The sequence below is a fragment of the Curtobacterium pusillum genome, from assembly GCF_013359865.1.
In the GTDB taxonomy this organism is placed as follows: Bacteria; Actinomycetota; Actinomycetes; order Actinomycetales; family Microbacteriaceae; genus Curtobacterium; species Curtobacterium pusillum.
On the sequence record NZ_JABMCE010000061.1, the window covers coordinates 50,267 to 68,266 of the forward strand.

An 18,000-nucleotide genomic window follows, 5' to 3' on the forward strand; every position below is an offset into this window, starting at 1 on the left:
CCGCGCCTCCAGGAATGCAGAGCGGCGGGCTCTACAGCATGCAGCTGACGCAGCCCTCGACCTCGGTGCCCTCGAGCGCGAGCTGGCGGAGACGGATGTAGTAGATCGTCTTGATGCCCTTGCGCCATGCGTAGATCTGCGCCTTGTTGATGTCGCGCGTGGTCGCGGTGTCCTTGAAGAACAGCGTGAGCGACAGGCCCTGGTCCACGTGCTGCGTCGCCGCGGCGTACGTGTCGATGATCTTCTCCGGGCCGATCTCGTACGCGTCCTGGTAGTAGTCCAGGTTGTCGTTCGTCATGAACGGCGCCGGGTAGTAGACGCGACCGAGCTTGCCTTCCTTGCGGATCTCGATCTTCGACGCGATCGGGTGGATCGACGACGTGGAGTGGTTGATGTACGAGATCGAACCGGTCGGCGGGACGGCCTGCAGGTTCTGGTTGTAGATGCCGTGCTCCTGGATGGACGCCTTGAGCGCCTTCCAGTCGTCCTGCGTCGGGATGGCAATACCCGAGGAAGCGAACAGCGCCGCGACACGGTCGGTTGCCGGCGCCCACTCGGCGTCGGTGTACTTGTCGAAGAACTCCCCCGACGCGTACTTCGAGTCGCGGAAGCCGTCGAAGGTCTCCCCCGTCTCGATGGCGATCTTGTTCGACGCGCGGAGGGCGTGGAACAGCACCGTGTAGAAGTAGATGTTCGTGAAGTCGATGCCCTCTTCGGAGCCGTAGTACACGCGCTCACGAGCGAGGTAACCGTGCAGGTTCATCTGACCGAGGCCGATGGCGTGCGACTTGTCGTTGCCGTCCTCGACGGAACGGACCGACGAGATGTGCGACATCTGCGACACCGAGGTGAGGCCGCGGATGGCGGTCTCGATGGTGCGACCGAAGTCCGGCGAGTCCATCGTCAGCGCGATGTTCAGCGAGCCGAGGTTGCAGGAGATGTCCTTGCCGATCTCCTTGTAGGAGAGGTCCTCGTTGAAGGTGGTCGGCGTGTTGACCTGCAGGATCTCCGAGCACAGGTTGGACATGTTGATCCGACCCTTGATCGGGTTGGCCTTGTTCACCGTGTCCTCGAACACGATGTACGGGTAGCCCGACTCGAACTGGATCTCGGCGATGGTGGTGAAGAAGTCGCGCGCCTTGATCTTCGTCTTCTTGATGCGCGGGTCGTCGACCATCTCGCGGTACTTCTCGGAGATCGGGACGTCGCCGAACGGGACACCATAGACCTTCTCGACGTCGTACGGCGAGAACAGGTACATGTCCTCGTTGTTCTTCGCGAGCTCGAACGTGATGTCCGGCACGACGACACCGAGAGACAGTGTCTTGATGCGGATCTTCTCGTCGGCGTTCTCACGCTTGGTGTCGAGGAACCGCATGATGTCCGGGTGGTGCGCCGACAGGTAGACGGCACCGGCGCCCTGGCGCGCGCCGAGCTGGTTCGCGTAGGAGAAGGAGTCTTCCAGCAGCTTCATCACGGGGATGATGCCCGAGGACTGGTTCTCGATCTGCTTGATCGGGGCGCCGGCCTCACGGATGTTGGAGAGGAGCAGGGCCACGCCGCCGCCGCGCTTCGAGAGCTGCAGCGAGGAGTTGATGCCGCGCGAGATCGACTCCATGTTGTCCTCGATACGGAGGAGGAAGCAGGAGACGAGCTCGCCGCGCTGGGCCTTCGCAGTGTTGAGGAACGTCGGGGTCGCGGGCTGGAAGCGGCCGGCGATGATCTCCTCGACGAGGTCGATCGCGAGCTGCTCGTTGCCCTGCGCGAGGCCGAGGGCGGTCATCACGACGCGGTCCTCGAAGCGCTCGAGGTAACGCTTGCCGTCGAACGTCTTGAGCGTGTAGCTCGTGTAGTACTTGAACGCGCCGAGGAACGTCTGGAACCGGAACTTCTTCGAGTACGCCAGGTCGTTGAGCGTCTGGATGAACTCGAGCGAGTACTGGTCGATCGTCTCGCGCTCGTAGTACTCGTTCTCGACCAGGTAGTCGAGCCGCTCCTTCAGGTTGTGGAAGAAGACGGTGTTCTGGTTGACGTGCTGCAGGAAGAACTGCTTCGCGGCCTCACGATCCTTGTCGAACTGGATGTTCCCGTCCGCGTCGTAGAGGTTGAGCATCGCGTTGAGGGAGTGGTAGTCCATCCCCGTCTGCGGCGACGTCAGATCGACGTCTGCAACTGCTGCGTCCAAAATGCATCCAATCCTGAGTTGACCGCCTGTACGTCGTCAGGCGTGCCGAAGAGTTCGAAACGGTAGAGGACGGGGACGTTGCACTTGCGTGCGATGACGTCCCCTGCGAGGCCGTACGCCTCGCCGAAGTTCGTGTTGCCCCCGACGATCACGCCGCGGATGAGCGAGCGGTTGCGTTCGTCGTTGAGGAACTTGATGACCTGCTTCGGGACCGCTCCCTGCCCGTTGCCGCCACCGTAGGTGGGCAGGACCAGGACGTACGGCTCGTCCATGTGGAGGAACGGGTCGTTCGGGTAGAGCGGGATCCGGTCCGCGTCGCGGCCGAGCTTCTCGACGAAGCGTGCCGTGTACCCGGACACACTCGAGAAGTAGACCAGTCGGCTCATGGTGCCCCTCCTGCGGAGAAGGTGCGGACAGACGGACCGTGGGGTGTCCGCGGGTGGTGCACCGAGCCTCCTGAACGAGCTCGGGTCACCACCCGCGGATGGGAGGCGCCTTACGCGAGCTCGGCGCTGAGCGTCGCGATCTTGTCAGGACGGAAACCCGACCAGTGGTCGTCGTCGGTGACGACGACGGGGGCCTGCAGGTAGCCGAGGCTCTTGACGTGCTCGAGCGCGGCTTCGTCGGTGGAGACGTCGTGCACCTCGTACTGGATGCCCTTGTTGTCGAGGGCCCGGTACGTCGCGGTGCACTGGACGCAGGACGGCTTGGTGTAGACGGTGACGGCCATGTTCTCCCCTGGTTTCTGGGCCCGGTTCGGGGCCCGACGTTCTGGTGCGGTGCTGAGGACGACGCTACTACATGTTGTGCCAGGCGAACCCGTCGACCACAAGAGAAAGTGTTACACGCCTGTAGTTTCCACAACCCGATCCACAGCGCAGGCATTCCGCGAGGCCCGGTTTTCCGCCACTCTCACACCGACCACCGACACTCCTCCACAACCTGTGGACGAAAGTTGTCGACACCACTTCTCGGCGTGTCTGAGAACGACGGATCCGATGGCGCGATCCACCCCTCCCCCGGACGGGTGACAGCCCCATCCGTCCGGTCCGTACACTCGTCACGTGAGCACGTACGGACCCCTGCTGAAGACTCCCGGAGTCGGTCGCGTCATCGCCGCGCAGCTCACCGCTCGCTTCCCGTTCGGCATGCTGTCGCTCGCGTACCTGCTGCACGTGGAGCACGTCTTCCACTCCTACGGCGCGGCCGGACTCGTCCTCGCGACCACGAGTGTCGGGCAGGCGCTCGCAGGTCCGCTCACCAGCCGGTGGATGGGCAGCTGGGGCATGCGTCCCGTGCTCGTCCTCACGAGCCTGGTCGCGCTCGTGAGCATGGGAGTGATCGCCTTCGTGACCATGCCACTGTGGGCGTACGTGGTGGTCGGGTTCATCGGCGGATTGGCCGTCCCGCCCGTGCAGCCCGCCGTGCGCACGATCTACCCGAAGATGGTGACGTCGTCGCAGCTCACCCCGCTCTTCTCCCTCGACGCCAGCGCGCAGGAGCTCATCTGGGTCGCCGGGCCGGTCATCACCACGTTCGTCGCGACGCAGATCGGCACCGTGCAGGCGATCGTCCTCGCGATGGTGTTCCTCGTGGTCGGCGGCGCGTGGTTCATCGGCTCGCCCGAGCTCGGCAGGGTGCGAATCCCCCGCTCGAAGCGTGCGTTCGGTGTCGTGCTGAAGCGGCCGTCCGTCGTGGTGGCTACCCTGACCGGCCTCCTGCTGATCGGGGCGTGCGCCGCGGTCGAGGCCAGCGTCACCAGCGTCTTCGGCGAGGGCAGCCCGAACGCCGGCATCGTCCTGGCCGTCTTCGCAATCGGCTCGCTCATCGGCGGACTGGCGCTCGGTCACCGACCGATCTCCCCGAACACCCTCTGGACGCGCATGGCGATCGTGTTCGTAGGACTCGCCCTGGCCGTCGGCGGCACGAACTTCTGGTGGCTCTGCTTCGCGCTCGTGATCGCGGGGGCGGGCATCGCGCCGGCCCTCGCGGTCATGTTCGGCTCGGTCTCGGCGACGGTGAAGTTCTCCGACACCGCCGAGGCGTACGGCTGGATGGGCACCGGCCAGCTCATCGGCGCGGCCGGTGGTTCCGCAGTGGCGGGCTTCCTCATCGACGGCCACGGCGCGACGGGCGGCCTGATGGTCGGTGCGGTCGCCGCGCTCATCGGGGTCGCCCTCCCGCTCGTCACGAAGCGGTGGCTGCCGGACCTGCGCGGTCGCGACGCGAGCCCCATCCCCGACACCGAGCCGGTGAACATCCCCACCTAGGAACGACCGTCCCCGGGCCAGACGCTCCGCTGCTGTACGACAACCACGGCATCGTTCCGCCGTACATCCCGCTTGCCCGGTGGCGTCGTCCGGCTGACTGCCCCCGCGCTGCCCAGCCCGGTCTCGTTCGTACTGAGATGCACGTCCGTAAACCTGCATCGCAGCGTTCACCGCAGCTTCGTGAGGGTACGCAGCCGAGCTCCTCTACGAACCCGACTCGTAGGGTGGACGGCACGGAAGAGCTTCCACGGCAGCACATCACCGGCTCGCCACGTGACGAGCAGGAGGACGCCGAGCATGGAAACGAAGAACGTGATCAAGCCGAGTACGAGCGCGAACACGAGATGCATCGAAACGGCGAGCGCAAGTGTCAGCAGCCGCGGCGTCCGCCGTCGTGCGGCGATCCTCCTGCGGCAGCATCTTCGGCGTGACGGGCGGCGCGATGCGCGATGACGGCTCCGCTGCTCAGGAGGAAAAGGCCGCTCGCCATCCCGATGAGGAGCCCCGGCTCGGCGATGCTCGGAGTCGCGATCATGTTCACGATCCCTGAGCCGCCGAATGCCAGGGCCGTGCCGTGCAGCCACGGACGCGCCGCTCGGTGGCCGGCCTTCCAGGTCGCCTCCGTCTTCATGACGGAAGCGATGCGGATACCGGCGCCACCGTTTCGTCGCAGCATTCCCCGAGCCGCGAGTTCGCCGACGAGGGACACGATGACTCCGCTACACGTCAGGGCGAGTCCGGAAAACAGCATGGGACGAGTGAACTACCTATGCCAATCTCGGTCAAGTATCAGATTGTAGATGTTGATCCACATTCTATTGCGACGGCTCGTTCGACACGAGGGTGCTTTGTCCGGCGTCCTACGGTTCCCACACGCAACGATCGGCAGGATGGGTGCATGGTCACCTCGGTCCCCCTGCGCGACGGCCGCAGCATCCCCGCGATCGGCTTCGGCGTCTACAAGGTCGACGACGACGCAGCCGAGACAGCCGTCGGCCTCGCGCTGGACGCCGGCTACCGGCACGTCGACACAGCCGAGATGTACGGCAACGAGACCGGCGTCGGGAAGGCGATCCGTGCCTCCAGGCTGGACCGTGATGACGTCTTCGTGACGACCAAGGTGTGGAACGACCACCAGGGGCGCGACGCGACCCTGCGGGCGTTCGACGAGAGCCTCGCGCGACTCGGGCTCGACGCGGTCGACCTGTACCTGATCCACTGGCCCGCGGCGGCGAACGACCGCTACGTCGAGACCTGGCGCACGCTCGTCGAACTGCGGGAGTCCGGCCGGGCACGGAGCGTCGGGGTCTCGAACTTCCAGGTGCCGCACCTCGAGCGGATCATCGGCGAGACCGGCGAGGTCCCCGCGGTCAACCAGGTCGAGCGGCACCCGTGGCTGCCGCAGCGCGACCTCATCGCGTTCCACGAGCAGCACGGGATCGTGACGGAGGCCTGGTCTCCGCTCGGCCGAGGTCGCCTCATCGAGGAACCGGTGCTCACGGGCATCGCGGACGCCCATGGGGTGAGCGTCGCGCAGGTGCTCGTCCGGTGGAACGTGCAGCAGGGGGTGGTGGTGCTGCCGAAGTCGGTGACGCCGTCGCGGATCCGGTCCAACCGCGACGTCGACGGCTTCGTCCTGAGCGACGACGACCTCGCGGGGATCGCGTCGCTCGAGTCGGGGCAGCGGACGGGGTCCCATCCGGACTCGGTGTCCTGAGGGAGCACCGGCCGGACGCGCTGCCCCAGGCGTCCGTAGGTTCGTAGCATGAACGATCCTCAGCAGACTGCGCGCCAGCAGCTCCGGCCCGACGAGCACCTGTACTGGGCCGGAGTGAGCGACACGGCGAAGCTGTTCGGTCCCCGGGACGGGTTCCTGGTGCCGTTCTCACTCCTCTGGACGGGGTTCATCGTGTACTCGCTGGTCGGCTTCCCGTGGAACGGCAACGCGGGGCCCGCCGTGATCGTCCCGGCCGCGATGGTGATCGTCGGCCTCCACCTCGTGTTCGGCCGGTTCCTCGTGAAGGTCCACCGCAAGCGCACCACCGTCTACGCCGTGACCGACCGGCGCGCGCTGATCATCACGCCCCGCGGTTCGCGCGAGGTGCCCGTCAGCCGGACCGACCGCACGATCACCTGGAGCGGCGGCCGACGGCACTGCTCCGTCGAGTGGAACTCCGGCGACTCGACCGGAGTGACGGCGTTCCTCGGCGGTGCCGCGACCGCCCGCATCTACGCGAACACCGGGCTCGACGGTCTGTTCGGTCCGCAGGTCTTCGCGTTCTGGGACGTCCGCGACGGTGAGGAACTCGCCCGGGAACTCGACCGCGCTTCGCGCTAGCCTCGGCGGTCCTCCTCGGACTGCCACGGCAGGTGCAGGTCCCCGGGCTCGGGTTCCACATCGCCCGCGTCGTCCGCCCCGCCCGTCCCCGGTGCCGCGACGACCTTCGACGGGTCGATGCCGTCCTCGGCCAGGTCGGCGCGGTCGCGCTGCTCGGTCTGCGAGGCCACGCTCTCCCGCTCGCTCGACGGGCTGTACGAGGTGTCGGCAGCACGCTGCTCCCGCTCCCCCACGCCGTCCGCGCCCTCGTGGTGCGCGGTGTCGCGGAGTGCGTCGTTCCGTGCTCGGTCGTCGGACGGTTCGGGTCCCGGTGCGTCGGGGATGCTGTCGCTCATGGTGCCTCCTGCGCTGGACGGTAGTCCGTCGTGCCCGGGTACCGGTTCGGTCACGGCGCTCCTCCGGCGAACGGAGCCTCGCTACGATCGCCGGAGGGGAACGATGCGAGGAACAGGCATCGCCACGACGACGGCGTCAACCTCGACCCCGCCACGCGCTGAGCACCGCGGGGTGGGTGCGGTCCGTTACGGTTGACCCGCACTCGCCACACGCAGGAGGTCCCACCGTGACGATCGTCGCCGCAGCAGACGGCTCAGCCCTCGGCAACCCCGGCCCCGCCGGCTGGGCCTGGTACGTCGACGACGACCGCTGGGCCGCGGGCGGTTGGCCGAACGCCACGAACAACCAGGGCGAACTCACCGCCGTGCTGCAGCTGCTCCGGGCCACGAAGGACACCGGCGAACCGCTGCACATCCTCTGCGACAGCCAGTACGCGATCAAGGCGTGCACCGAGTGGCTCGCCGGGTGGAAGCGGAAGGGCTGGCGGAAGGCCGACGGCAAGCCCGTCCTGAACGTCGAGATCATCAAGGAGCTCGACGCCGAGCTGCAGGGGCGCCAGGTCACGTTCGAGTGGGTCCGCGGGCACGTGGGCCACGAGATGAACGAGGCGGCGGACGTCCGTGCCCGTGGTGCGGCGACCGCCTACCAGCAGGGCACCGACGTCCCGCACGGACCCGGCTGGCCCGGCGTCGAGGTCACGGAACCGGCCGCGCTGCCCGAGGCGACGCCGCCCGCGACCCTGTTCTGACGCGCCGAGCTCAGTACGTCCCGTCGCGCCGGTCCTGGCGGGTGATCTCCTCGCCCGATGCCGGGTCGACGCCGGAGCGGGTCGTGGTGGTGGTCCGGCGACCGCCGAACGCGATGGCGAGGCTGATGATGAGCAGCACGACGCCCGCCGCCATCAGGATGTAACCGATCAGCCGCAAGTCGATGCCGGCGAGCTGGATGTTCAGGGCGAACGCCACGATGGCGCCGATGACGATCAGGGCGATGCTCGATCCGATGCGCACGGTGTGGTCCTTCCGGTCGTGATCCCGAGCCGGGTGGCTCCGGGCTGGCGTCGAACGTACCCGGTCGCCAGGTCGGGCGTTCTCGGGCACCGTGCGGCGCGCCCGGGGCGTCAGCCGAGCACCGCCCACTCGGCCGACCGCCGGCCGACTGTCAGTCGACGTCCACGTCCGCCCACCCGTCGAACCGCCCGATCTCGGTGATCCGCACGACCGCTTCCCCGGCCTCGTCCGAGGCGTCGAGGTCGATGGTCGCCGAGAACCCGAAGTCCTTGTCACCGGACGGGTCGGCGAAGATCTGTCGCGCACGCCAGACACGCGGTGCACCCGGGCCGGCGCCAGCGCCCGCGCCCGAGCCGGCCCCCGCCCCCTCGTCGAGCACGAGGTACTGCATGGACCGGGCGTCCCCGTCGGTACCGATCGCGTCGTGCTCGTCGTAGTACTCCCCGAGCACCGCGTCCCACGCGTCGGCATCGAACCCGGCAGCACCGTCGAGTGCACCGAGCCCCTCGACGTCGTCCGCCGCGGCGAGCAGCACCCGCTGGAACAGGGCGTTGCGGACGAGCACCCGGAACGCCCGGGGGTTCCCGGTGAGACGGGCCGGCTGGGGCGGAGCGACCTCGGCGTGCTCGGAAGACGCGAGCAGGACGTCCCCGTTCATCAGCGCTTCCCACTCGTCGACGAGTGAGGAGTCGGTCTGCTTGACGACCTCGCCGAGCCACTCGATCAGGTCGTCGAGCTCAGGGGTCCGCTGCTCGTCGGCGATGGTCTGCCGCAGGGTCCGGTACGCGTCGGACAGGTACCGGAGCACGAGCCCCTCGGAGCGGGTGAGCTGGTAGAACCGCACGAAGTCACCGAAGGTCATCGCCCGCTCGTACATGTCACGCACGACGGCCTTGGGCGAGAGTTGGAAGTCGAGCACCCACGGCTGCTCAGCGGCGTAGGCCTCGTACGCCGCTTCCAGCAACTCGGACAACGGACGGGGCCAGGTGACCTCTTCGAGCAGCTCCATCCGCTCCTCGTACTCGATCCCCTCCTGCTTCATCCGGGCGACGGCTTCGCCGCGCTCCTTGAACTGCTGCTGCGCGAGGATCGCGCGCGGGTCGTCGAGGGTGGCCTCGACGATCGAGACCATGTCGAGCGCGTAGGTGGGTGACGAAGGGTCGAGCAGCTCGAACGCGGCGAGGGCGAACGGCGACAACGGCTGGTTGAGCGCGAAGTTCGGCGCGATGTCGACCGTCAGGCGGTAGGTCACCGGCGACCCGTCGTCGGGGACGCCAACGGCGGGCACCCGCTCGATCACCTGCGCGTTGATGAGCGTCCGCGCGATGACGAGCGCACGTCGGGCCATCGCGAGCTGCCGGGCCCGGGGCTCGTGGTTCTCGAACACGAGCGCGCGCACCTCGTCGAACGGGGACCCGCCGCGGGCCACGACCGACAGCACCATCGCGTGCGTGATCCGCATCCGCGACACCATCGGTTCCGGCTCGGCGCTGATCAACCGGTCGAAGGACGCCTGCCCCCAGGACACGAACCCCTCGGGGGCCTTCTTCTTCTTGACCTTGTTCTTCTTCTTCGGGTCGTCCCCGGCCTTCGCGACCGCGCGGGCGTTCTCGATCTCGTGTTCGGGTGCCTCGGCGACCACGTCGCCCTCGGTGTCGTACCCGGCGCGTCCGGCCCGCCCGGCGATCTGGTGGAACTCGCGGGCGGACAGCTGTCGCATCTTGGTGCCGTCGAACTTCGTCAGACCAGTGAGCAGCACGGACCGGATCGGCACGTTGATGCCGACGCCGAGGGTGTCGGTGCCGCAGATCACCGGCAGGAGTCCGCGCTGGGCGAGCTGTTCGACGAGCCGCCGGTACTTCGGCAGCATGCCCGCGTGGTGGACGCCGATGCCCGCGCGGATGAGTCGCGACAGGGTCTGCCCGAACCCGGCGCTGAACCGGAAGCCGGCGATCGCGGCGGCGATCTCGTCCCGTCGCTCCCGTGACGCGACCTTCACGGACATGAGCGCCTGCGCCCGTTCGAGCGCCGCCGCCTGGGCGAAGTGCACGATGTAGACGGGCGCCTTGCCCTCCTCGAGCAGGCGTTCGACGGTCTCCTGCACGGGGGTCATCACGTACTCGTACGACAGCGGCACGGGGCGGGCGACACCGGTCACACGCGCAGTGGGACGCCCGGTCCGCCGGGAGAGGTCGTCCGCGATGGTGGTGACGTCGCCGAGGGTGGCCGACATGAGCAGGAACTGCGCGCGTTCGAGCACCAGCAGCGGCACCTGCCACGCCCACCCGCGGTCCGGGTCGCCGTAGTAGTGGAACTCGTCCATCACGACCACGTCCACGTCGGCGTCGGGGCCCTGCCGCAGCGCGAGGTTCGCGAGGATCTCGGCGGTGCAGCACACGATCGGCGCATCGGCGTTGACGCTCGAGTCGCCCGTGACCATGCCGACGTTCTGCGCGCCGAAGAGCTCGACGAGCTGGAAGAACTTCTCGGACACGAGCGCCTTGATCGGTGCCGTGTAGTAGCTGCGCTTCCCCTCGGCGAGCGCGGCGAAGTGCGCACCGGCGGCCACGAGGGACTTTCCGGTGCCGGTGGGCGTGCTGAGGACGACGTTCGCGCCGGAGACGAGCTCGATGAGGGCTTCGTCCTGGGCCGGGTAGAGGGGACGACCACCCTCGGCCGCCCAGTCGGCGAACGCCTCGTAGACCTCGTCCGGGTCGACGGCGCCGCCGTCGGCCGCGGGGAGCGCCGCGACGAGCGGGGGCAGGGTGGAGACGTCCGTCATGCGTCCATCCTCCCAGGTGGGCGGTGGCCACCCGACGGACTGGAGGCGCGGGGCGGCCCCGACCCGCGCCTCCAGGCTGTCCTCCACTCGCCACCAGGGCGCGCCTCGATACGCGCGCATAGACTCGCGTCGTGCGCGAACTCGGCTTCCTCTCCTTCGTCCCGAACCACGGCGGCACCGCCGGCGCGGCTGCCGCGCTCGAGGACGGCCTCCGCCTCTTCGAGACCGCCGAGTCCCTCGGCTACGGCACCGGCTGGGTGCGGGGTCGCCACTTCGAACCGTTCCTCACGAGTCCGATGACCTTCTTCGCGGCCGCCGCGCAGCGCACCAGCACGATCGGGTTCGGCACCGCCGTGCTCGGCATGCGGTACGAGGACCCGGTCCGGCTCGCCGAGGACGCCAGCACCGTCGACCTGCTGAGCGGCGGACGGGTGCAGCTCGGCATCAGCACGGGGATCGCCGGCTACGGTCCGATCCTCGACCCGGTGTTCGGCGGTTCGGACCGGAGCTTCCGCGACGAGGCCGAGGCGCGAGCCGCACGGCTCCTCGAGGTGCTGCAGGGGGAACCGCTCGGCAGCGCCGGCAAGGGCTACGAGAGCATCCCGGCCGGTGCGGACCTCACCCTGCAGCCACTCAGTCCGGGCCTCCGCGGTCGCGTCTGGTGGGGCGGCGGCAGCATGGGCACCGCGGTCCGCACGGCCGAGAAGGGGCTGTTGCTGCACTGCTCGACGCTCAACACCGAGGACACGGGTGCGCCGTTCGCCGAGGCGCAGGCGGAGCAGATCGCCGCGTACCGTGCACGCTTCGCGGAACTGCACCCGGACCGCACCCCGAAGGTCGCGGTCGGGCGGATCGTCGTCCCGCTGCTCGACGAGCACGACCGCGCGGTGCACGAGGAGTTCCTCACGGGCTACGCGAGCGGGATGGACGACGAGGGGCGCCCGCTCTCGGGCACGCCACCGTTCCGCTTCAGCAAGGTCTTGTCCGGCGAGCCGTCGGCGATCGTCGACGCACTGCTCGCCGACCCCGCCGTGCGCGCGGCGGACGAACTCGTGGTCACCCTGCCGGCCAACGGCGACGCGGCCGCACACGAGCGGATCCTGCGCATCATCGCCGAGCAGGTCGCTCCCGCGGTGCGACAGGCCTGACGCCAGGGCATCCGGCGGGCTCGCATCGAGGATGGTGAGGCCCTCGGGAGCCCGGCCGGATGACCATCTCGTCCCTGATCCGCACGGGATGGTGAACCCATCGTTCCACCTACCGCACGGTTTGTCACTCGGACCTGCGGATAGTGGACCTGGAAAATGACGATCAATCAGCCGTCATCCAGGGCGGGAAGACGTCGAACGATCGCCGCGCCCCGGAAGAGCGAATGCGTCCCCGCTCGGAGGCGGGGACGCATTCTGGACGCACCGGGGCCACCAGGGCTCCGTCGGTCGGATCAGGAGACCGTGTCGCACGCATGGCGACCCCGTTCTCGGTGCGCGCGCCGACGGTAACCAGCCGCCTGGCGCAGGGAGATGTTACTGAATGAACGTCTCCGAAGCGCGGAAACCGGACGACTTCACACCAGTTCGACGGTCACGGCACCCGATTCGTCCGTCACCGAGGCACCCACGTGGAGCGTGAACGTGCCGGGCTCGTACGCCCACGCACCGTCCTGCCCGCCGTCCCAGTGCGCGAACGCCCGGGCCGGGACCTCGACGGAGACCTCGGTGGACTCGCCGACGCCGAGCCGCACGGGGGCGAACCCGACGAGCCAGCGCACCGGGCGGTCGACCGCGGAGGACCCTCGCGACGCGTACACCTGCACGACGTGCTTGCCCGGACGCGATCCGGTGTTCGCCACGGTCGCGGTGACGATCACGGCGTCGCCCTCGCGCACGGTCGGCGTCGCCGTGACACCGCCGATCCTCCAGGTCGTGTAGCCGAGGCCGTGTCCGAACGGGTACGCCGGCTCGGTACCCGCGCGGAGCCAGGCCCGGTAGCCGATGTGCACGCCCTCGTCGTACCGCACGAGACCGTCGACCGGCGTGACGTCGAGGACGGGGACGTCCGACATCGCGGCCGGCCAGGTGGTGGGCAGGCGGCCACCCGGCTCCCGAGCTCCCGTCAGGACGTCGGCGAGCGCGTTGCCGTACTCCTGACCGCCGAACCACGTGAGGAGCACCGCGGCCACGTCGTTGCGCCAGGGCATCTCCACCGGCGACCCGGCGTTCACGACCACGACCGTGTTCGGGTTGACCGCGGCGACCGCGCGGACCAGCTCGTCCTGGTGACCGGGCAGCGCGAGCGACGTCCGGTCGTACCCCTCGGACTCGACCTTCGAGTTCGTCCCGACGACGACCACCGCGACGTCCGCTCCGCTCGCGGCTGCCACCGCGGCGTCGATGAGCACCGACGGGTCCTCGTCGGACGGTTCGGTGCCGAACTGGTAGGCGAGCACGCCGCCGAGCGACTCGTCCTGGACGATGTCGTGCTCGATGCGGACCGAGACCTGCTGGCCCTCGGTCACCTCGACCGGCACGGACCGCGCCGGCGGGTTGAGGAACGCCGCACCGAGCAGGTCGCCCTCGGACGCCACGTCCTCGTCGAGCACGAGCGCACCGTCGATCCACATCCGGGAGCGACCGGCGGCACCGATGCCGATCCGCACGGTGCCCGTCGATGGTGCGGTGTACGTCGTGGTGATGTCGAGTCGGTCGGCCTCGCGCGTCGGGGCATCGCCGCCGAACCAGAACAGCGCCGTGGCGCGTCGGTCCTCGACGAAGAGCTCGGTGCCTTCGCGGACGAACGCCACCCGCGCACCGGGCTCACCGGTCACCGGGTTCGTGATGGTCGACAGCGGGAACTCGGCGATGCCCTCCTGCACGACGGCACCGATCGAGTAGTCGACGGTCGCGCCGGGGAACGCGGTGCGGATGCCGTCGAGCGGCGAGACGACCGAGGACGGCACGACCGTCGCCGAACCGCCGCCCTGGGTGCGGGCCTGGTCGGCGTTGTGGCCGATCACGGCGACCCGAGCCACAGCCGCCGAGGAGAGCGGCAGCACGCCGGTGTTGTGCACGAGGACCGTGCCCTCGGCCTCGGCCTCGCGGACGAAGGCGGTCCCGTCCTCGACGAGCGCGGGTTCCGACACCGCCGGCGAGATCCCCTCGAGCGCGCCGACGCGGGCGGCCAGGGTGAGGATGCGGCGGACCTTGCGGTCGATCGCCGACTCCGGCACGTCGCCGGACTGCACGGCGGCGAGCAGCGGTCCCTCGCTCCACCACGGGTTCGGCCCGGGCATCGCGACGTCCTGCGACGCCTTCGCCGAGTCGACCGAGCGGACGCCCGTCCAGTCGGACACGACGATGCCGTCGAAGCCCCACTCCGAGTTCAGCGGGGTCTCGAGCAGCTCGTTCTCCGAGGCCGTGACGCCGTTGATCGAGTTGTACGACGACATGACCGCCCAGGCGTGCGCCTCGGTGACGGCCTTCTCGAACGCGAGCAGGTACAGCTCGCGGAGGGCACGGTCGGACACCTCGGTCGACGCCGTGAACCGGTCGGTCTCGTAGTCGTTCGCGATGTAGTGCTTCGGGGTCGCGGCGACGCCGTTCTCCTGCACGCCGTCGACGTACGACGCCGCGAGGTCTCCGGTGAGCACCGGGTCCTCGCTGAACGCCTCGAAGTGACGACCGCCGAGCGGGGAACGGTGCAGGTTGATGGTCGGGCCGAGCACGACGTCGACGCCCTTGCGGCGGGCCTCGACGGCCGCGGCGGCGCCGTAGCGCTTCGCGATCGCGCGGTCCCACGACGCCGAGAGCGCGGTCGCGGACGGCAGGTTGAGCGAGGGGTCGCGCTCGTCCCAGACCTCGCCCCGGACGCCCGAGGGGCCGTCCGACATGAGGATACGGCGGAGCCCGATCTTCTCGATCGGCCAGGTGGTCCAGAAGTCCCGTCCGGTGAGCAGCTGCACCTTCTCCTGGATGGTCAGCTGGGCGAGGAGCGCGTCGATGCGCTCGGTCAGCGGACTGGAGGTGCGGGTCGAGTCGTTCACGATGGTCACGATGATCGTCCTTTCGTTCAGAGCCAGAACAGGTGGTCAGCGCACGCCGCGGATGCGGGACACCGAGACGATGCCGAGCAGTCCGACGACGGCGCCGGTGATGAAGAAGCCGCCGTAGCCGCCGGTCAGCGCGATCACGCCGGGTGCGGCCGCGGGGACGATCGACTGCGGCAGGGCCTGCGCGATGTTCACGACGCCGAGGTCCTTCGCGTTGTCCTCGTCCGAGGGCAGGACGTCGGTGATCAGCGCGAGGTCGACCGCGTAGAAGACCCCCATGCCGGCACCCATGACGAACTCGCCGACGAGGACCGTGCCGAGCGACGGCGCGACGGCGATGAGCACGAGGCCGACGACGCCGACGATGCCCGCGACGGCGACGAAGAGCTTGCGGCGACCGAGCTTGTCGGAGAGCCAGCCCGCGACCAGCGAGGTCAGGACGATGCCCACGACGTTCCACAGCGTGCCCTGGAAGACCGCGTTCGCGAGGTTCGAGTCGTTCACCCCGATGTCGTCGCGGAGGAAGTAGGTGAGGTAGCTGACCGCGGTGTACTGCGCGGCGACCATCATGAACCGCGTGAGCCAGGCCCAGCCGAGGTCGGGGTGCTTCACGGGGTTGAACACGAACGACCCGAAGAGCTGCCCGATGCCGAGGCGCGACGTCGGACGGTGCGTGAGGACTCGATCGCGGAAGACCAGCGCGTAGAGGATGACGACCGCCGACCCGATGGCGCCCGGGATGATCATCTGCGTCGCGGACGTCGAGAAGAGCTGCACGAGGAACGTGCCGCCCACGAGCGCGAGGTTCTGCGCGAGCCCGAGCAGCGCCGCGACCCGACCGCGCTGCGACCGCGTGACGTGGTCCGGCATGACCGCGGTCAGCGCGGCGATCGTGGCGTTGTACGCGATCTGCGCGACGCCCCACCCGAGCACGAGCACGACGGTGGACGACGTCGTGGCGACGACCACGAGGGCTGCGAACCCGACCACGGTGCCACCGATGATCCACGGACGGCGCATGCCGAGCCTCCCGGCCGTCCGATCGCTGAAGCGACCGGCCAGCGGGTTGGCGACCATCGCCGCGAACGCGCCGATGCCGAGGGCCAGGCCGAGCACCCCCGCCTGGTCGTCCGGCGCGATCTCGGCGACCTTGAGCGCCATGGCGACGAGCACCGGGGGCAGCAGGGCGATGTACAGGCCGAGCATCGCGATCGGCATGCCGATCGTGTACATGAGCGGTGCGCCTCGACCGCGCGTGGGTGCGACAGCGGTGGGGGTGTCCTGGACGGTCAGGGCGTCGTTGGCCACTGGAACCTTCTTTCGGGTACGCCGCCGGCGTCGGCGACTTGCACGCCTTCGTCGGCGGCTCCTGCCAACCTACCATCAAAACCAAGCACTGCTAGGTTTTCTGTGCGGTCTCCGAGCGGTACAGTCCTGCCATGGCACGTCGGGGTTCGTACGCGAAGGGCATCGCGAAGCGTGGCGAGATCCTCACGACGGCGCTCGAGCTCGTCGCGCAGCGGGGTTTCCGGCGCACGAGCATCAAGGACATCGCCGACGCGGTGGGGCTCACCCAGGCCGGGCTCCTGCACTACTTCGACTCCAAGGACGAGCTCTGGGTCGAGATCCTCCGGCGGCGCGACGAGATCGACCTCGCCCAGGACTGGCACGCGTCGGACCCCGCGGCACTGCTCGCCGCCATCGTCCGGCACAACACCGAGGTCCCCGGGCTCGTGCAGATGTTCGTGAACCTCTCCGCGGCCGCCGCGACCGACCCGGAGCACCCTGCGCACGAGTACTTCCGCGAACGCTACGAGCGCAACCGCCGAGAGTTCACCTCGGACTTCCGCCAGATGCAGGAGAACGGCCGACTCCGCGCCGACGTCGATCCCGAGCACCTCGCGAGCGTGCTGCTCGCGATCTCGGACGGCATGCAGATCCAGTGGCTCTACGACCCGACGCGCGACATGGCCGAGCACGTCGAGCTGGTCGCGCGGCTCGCCATCGCGCAGGCGGTCCCGTCCGACTAGCCGGGAGGCGCGGCGAGCGCCCGGCGGACAGGTACCGCCAGTGCCTGGTGGCGTCCGGCGACCGCACGGCAGGATGGACCTGCCCGTGAGGGCACCGACCCGACGACGATGTGGAGTGACGCGATGACGCGTGTAGTGGTGACCGGTGGCAGCGGCAAGCTCGGACGAGCGGTGGTGCGCGACCTCGACGAGCACGGGTACGACGTGGTCCTGCTCGACCGCGTACCCTCCCCCGACAAGCCCGAGCGAGTGCAGTTCGTGCGGACGGACCTCGGCGACTACGGGCAGGTCCTCGGCGCGTTCACCGGTGTGGACGACCGGTACGACCACGTCGACGCCGTGGTGCACCTCGCCGCCATCCCGGCCCCGGGGCAGGTGCCCGACGTCGCCCTCATCACGAACAACGTCACGGCGTCGATCAACGTCTTCCACGCCGCACGGGCCGCGCGGATCAAGAACCTCGTGTGGGCGTCGAGCGAGACCCTGCTCGGCATCCCGATGAGTGAGCACCACCCGCCGTACCTGCCCGTCGACGAGGAATTCGCCGTCCGTCCGAAGTCCTCGTACTCGCTCGGCAAGGCCGTCGAGGAGGAGATGGCCCGCCACTTCACGCACTGGGACCCCGAGCTGAAGATGATCGGGCTGCGCTTCTCGAACGTGATGGACGAGACCGACTACCCCGCGTTCCCGTGGGATGCCTCCCCCGAGGCGAAGACGTTCAACCTCTGGTCGTACATCGACTCCCGCGACGGCGCCCAGGCCGTGCGGAAGGCCGTCGAGGCCGAGCTCACCGGGTTCGAGGCGTTCGTCATCGCCAGCCCGGACACCGTCATGGACACCCCGACGATCGAACTCGTCGAGCGGTACGTGCCGGACATCGAGCGCCGCGCGGACATCGACGGCGTCAGCTCCCTGCTCTCGTCGGAGAAGGCCCGCGAGCTCCTCGGCTACGCCCCCGAGCACACGTGGCGCAACCACCGATCCTGACCCACCCTCCCCTCCCT

16 protein-coding genes are annotated in these 18,000 nt (G+C 69.1%); 7 read left to right on the forward strand and 9 right to left on the reverse strand.

Annotation, left to right across the window (positions count from 1 at the left end):
• Nucleotides 1-31: 31 nt before the first annotated feature.
• The 3 genes from nrdE to nrdH form a co-directional block, all read right to left on the reverse strand.
• Nucleotides 32-2,137 carry a class 1b ribonucleoside-diphosphate reductase subunit alpha gene (gene nrdE, locus HP507_RS05230; RefSeq protein ID WP_175350791.1) on the reverse strand — a complete coding sequence of 702 codons (2,106 nt, stop codon included), beginning with the start codon at nt 2,135-2,137 and terminating at the stop codon, nt 32-34.
• 17 nt (nt 2,138-2,154) lie between these two features.
• Entirely contained in the window at nt 2,155-2,571 is a 417-nt protein-coding gene (nrdI, locus tag HP507_RS05235) for a class Ib ribonucleoside-diphosphate reductase assembly flavoprotein NrdI (RefSeq protein ID WP_175350792.1), read from the reverse strand.
• 110 nt (nt 2,572-2,681) lie between these two features.
• A complete protein-coding gene (gene nrdH / locus HP507_RS05240; protein ID WP_022904483.1) occupies nt 2,682-2,915 on the reverse strand; it encodes a glutaredoxin-like protein NrdH in 234 nt (77 codons plus the stop codon).
• Between the two features lie 334 nt (nt 2,916-3,249).
• Here nrdH and HP507_RS05245 point away from each other — a divergent pair, with 334 nt between their 5' ends.
• The gene (locus HP507_RS05245; protein WP_175350793.1) at nt 3,250-4,455 is read left to right on the forward strand and encodes an MFS transporter; all 1,206 of its coding nucleotides are present in this window, start codon (nt 3,250-3,252) and stop codon (nt 4,453-4,455) included.
• A 370-nt stretch (nt 4,456-4,825) separates the two neighbouring features.
• Here the strand turns inward: HP507_RS05245 and HP507_RS05250 are convergent, their stop codons facing one another.
• Nucleotides 4,826-5,164, reverse strand: coding sequence for an SdpI family protein (locus tag HP507_RS05250; RefSeq protein WP_175350794.1), 339 nt, complete (start codon nt 5,162-5,164; stop codon nt 4,826-4,828).
• A 189-nt stretch (nt 5,165-5,353) separates the two neighbouring features.
• On the opposite strand from HP507_RS05250, the gene HP507_RS05255 reads away from it, so the two are divergent.
• Together HP507_RS05255 and HP507_RS05260 are read left to right on the forward strand one after the other, a co-directional pair.
• Nucleotides 5,354-6,172, forward strand: a complete 819-nt coding sequence (locus HP507_RS05255) for an aldo/keto reductase (protein ID WP_175350795.1) — start codon at nt 5,354-5,356, stop codon at nt 6,170-6,172.
• Between the two features lie 48 nt (nt 6,173-6,220).
• A complete protein-coding gene (locus HP507_RS05260; RefSeq protein ID WP_175350796.1) occupies nt 6,221-6,793 on the forward strand; it encodes a hypothetical protein in 573 nt (190 codons plus the stop codon).
• On the opposite strand, the gene HP507_RS05265 is transcribed toward HP507_RS05260, so the two are convergent.
• Nucleotides 6,790-7,128: a hypothetical protein gene (locus HP507_RS05265; protein ID WP_175350797.1), complete on the reverse strand. Its 339-nt coding sequence runs from the start codon at nt 7,126-7,128 to the stop codon at nt 6,790-6,792. The genes HP507_RS05260 and HP507_RS05265 overlap by 4 nt on opposite strands.
• 227 nt (nt 7,129-7,355) lie before the next feature.
• Here HP507_RS05265 and HP507_RS05270 point away from each other — a divergent pair, with 227 nt between their 5' ends.
• On the forward strand, nt 7,356-7,877 hold the full coding sequence (locus HP507_RS05270; RefSeq protein ID WP_175350798.1) for a ribonuclease H family protein: 522 nt from the start codon (nt 7,356-7,358) through the stop codon (nt 7,875-7,877).
• Nucleotides 7,878-7,887: 10 nt separating this feature from the next.
• Here the strand turns inward: HP507_RS05270 and HP507_RS05275 are convergent, their stop codons facing one another.
• Both HP507_RS05275 and HP507_RS05280 read right to left on the reverse strand, forming a co-directional pair.
• On the reverse strand, nt 7,888-8,139 hold the full coding sequence (locus tag HP507_RS05275; RefSeq protein ID WP_175350799.1) for a DUF6458 family protein: 252 nt from the start codon (nt 8,137-8,139) through the stop codon (nt 7,888-7,890).
• 151 nt (nt 8,140-8,290) lie between these two features.
• Nucleotides 8,291-10,921 carry a DEAD/DEAH box helicase gene (locus HP507_RS05280; protein WP_175350800.1) on the reverse strand — a complete coding sequence of 877 codons (2,631 nt, stop codon included), beginning with the start codon at nt 10,919-10,921 and terminating at the stop codon, nt 8,291-8,293.
• Between the two features lie 131 nt (nt 10,922-11,052).
• Here HP507_RS05280 and HP507_RS05285 point away from each other — a divergent pair, with 131 nt between their 5' ends.
• Entirely contained in the window at nt 11,053-12,069 is a 1,017-nt protein-coding gene (locus tag HP507_RS05285; protein ID WP_175350801.1) for an LLM class flavin-dependent oxidoreductase, read from the forward strand.
• 416 nt (nt 12,070-12,485) lie between these two features.
• Here the strand turns inward: HP507_RS05285 and HP507_RS05290 are convergent, their stop codons facing one another.
• Both HP507_RS05290 and HP507_RS05295 read right to left on the reverse strand, forming a co-directional pair.
• Nucleotides 12,486-14,969, reverse strand: coding sequence for a glycoside hydrolase family 3 protein (locus HP507_RS05290; RefSeq protein ID WP_175350802.1), 2,484 nt, complete (start codon nt 14,967-14,969; stop codon nt 12,486-12,488).
• A 36-nt stretch (nt 14,970-15,005) separates the two neighbouring features.
• The gene (locus tag HP507_RS05295) at nt 15,006-16,274 is read right to left on the reverse strand and encodes an MFS transporter (RefSeq protein WP_271207277.1); all 1,269 of its coding nucleotides are present in this window, start codon (nt 16,272-16,274) and stop codon (nt 15,006-15,008) included.
• Between the two features lie 131 nt (nt 16,275-16,405).
• On the opposite strand from HP507_RS05295, the gene HP507_RS05300 reads away from it, so the two are divergent.
• Together HP507_RS05300 and HP507_RS05305 are read left to right on the forward strand one after the other, a co-directional pair.
• Nucleotides 16,406-16,996: a TetR/AcrR family transcriptional regulator gene (locus HP507_RS05300; RefSeq protein WP_175350803.1), complete on the forward strand. Its 591-nt coding sequence runs from the start codon at nt 16,406-16,408 to the stop codon at nt 16,994-16,996.
• A gap of 123 nt (nt 16,997-17,119) precedes the next feature.
• Entirely contained in the window at nt 17,120-17,983 is an 864-nt protein-coding gene (locus HP507_RS05305; RefSeq protein WP_175350804.1) for an NAD-dependent epimerase/dehydratase family protein, read from the forward strand.
• Nucleotides 17,984-18,000 lie beyond the last annotated feature (17 nt).

What these genes read in the sequence shown, in the direction of transcription:
- HP507_RS05260 (WP_175350796.1), top strand. Translation starts at nt 6,221, where the DNA reads ATGAACGATCCTCAGCAGACTGCGCGCCAGCAGCTCCGGCCCGACGAG.
- nrdH (WP_022904483.1), bottom strand. Translation starts at nt 2,915, where the DNA reads ATGGCCGTCACCGTCTACACCAAGCCGTCCTGCGTCCAGTGCACCGCG.
- HP507_RS05305 (WP_175350804.1), top strand. Translation starts at nt 17,120, where the DNA reads ATGACGCGTGTAGTGGTGACCGGTGGCAGCGGCAAGCTCGGACGAGCG.
- HP507_RS05300 (WP_175350803.1), top strand. Translation starts at nt 16,406, where the DNA reads ATGGCACGTCGGGGTTCGTACGCGAAGGGCATCGCGAAGCGTGGCGAG.
- HP507_RS05265 (WP_175350797.1), bottom strand. Translation starts at nt 7,128, where the DNA reads ATGAGCGACAGCATCCCCGACGCACCGGGACCCGAACCGTCCGACGAC.
- nrdI (WP_175350792.1), bottom strand. Translation starts at nt 2,571, where the DNA reads ATGAGCCGACTGGTCTACTTCTCGAGTGTGTCCGGGTACACGGCACGC.
- HP507_RS05255 (WP_175350795.1), top strand. Translation starts at nt 5,354, where the DNA reads ATGGTCACCTCGGTCCCCCTGCGCGACGGCCGCAGCATCCCCGCGATC.
- nrdE (WP_175350791.1), bottom strand. Translation starts at nt 2,137, where the DNA reads ATGGACTACCACTCCCTCAACGCGATGCTCAACCTCTACGACGCGGAC.
- HP507_RS05280 (WP_175350800.1), bottom strand. Translation starts at nt 10,921, where the DNA reads ATGACGGACGTCTCCACCCTGCCCCCGCTCGTCGCGGCGCTCCCCGCG.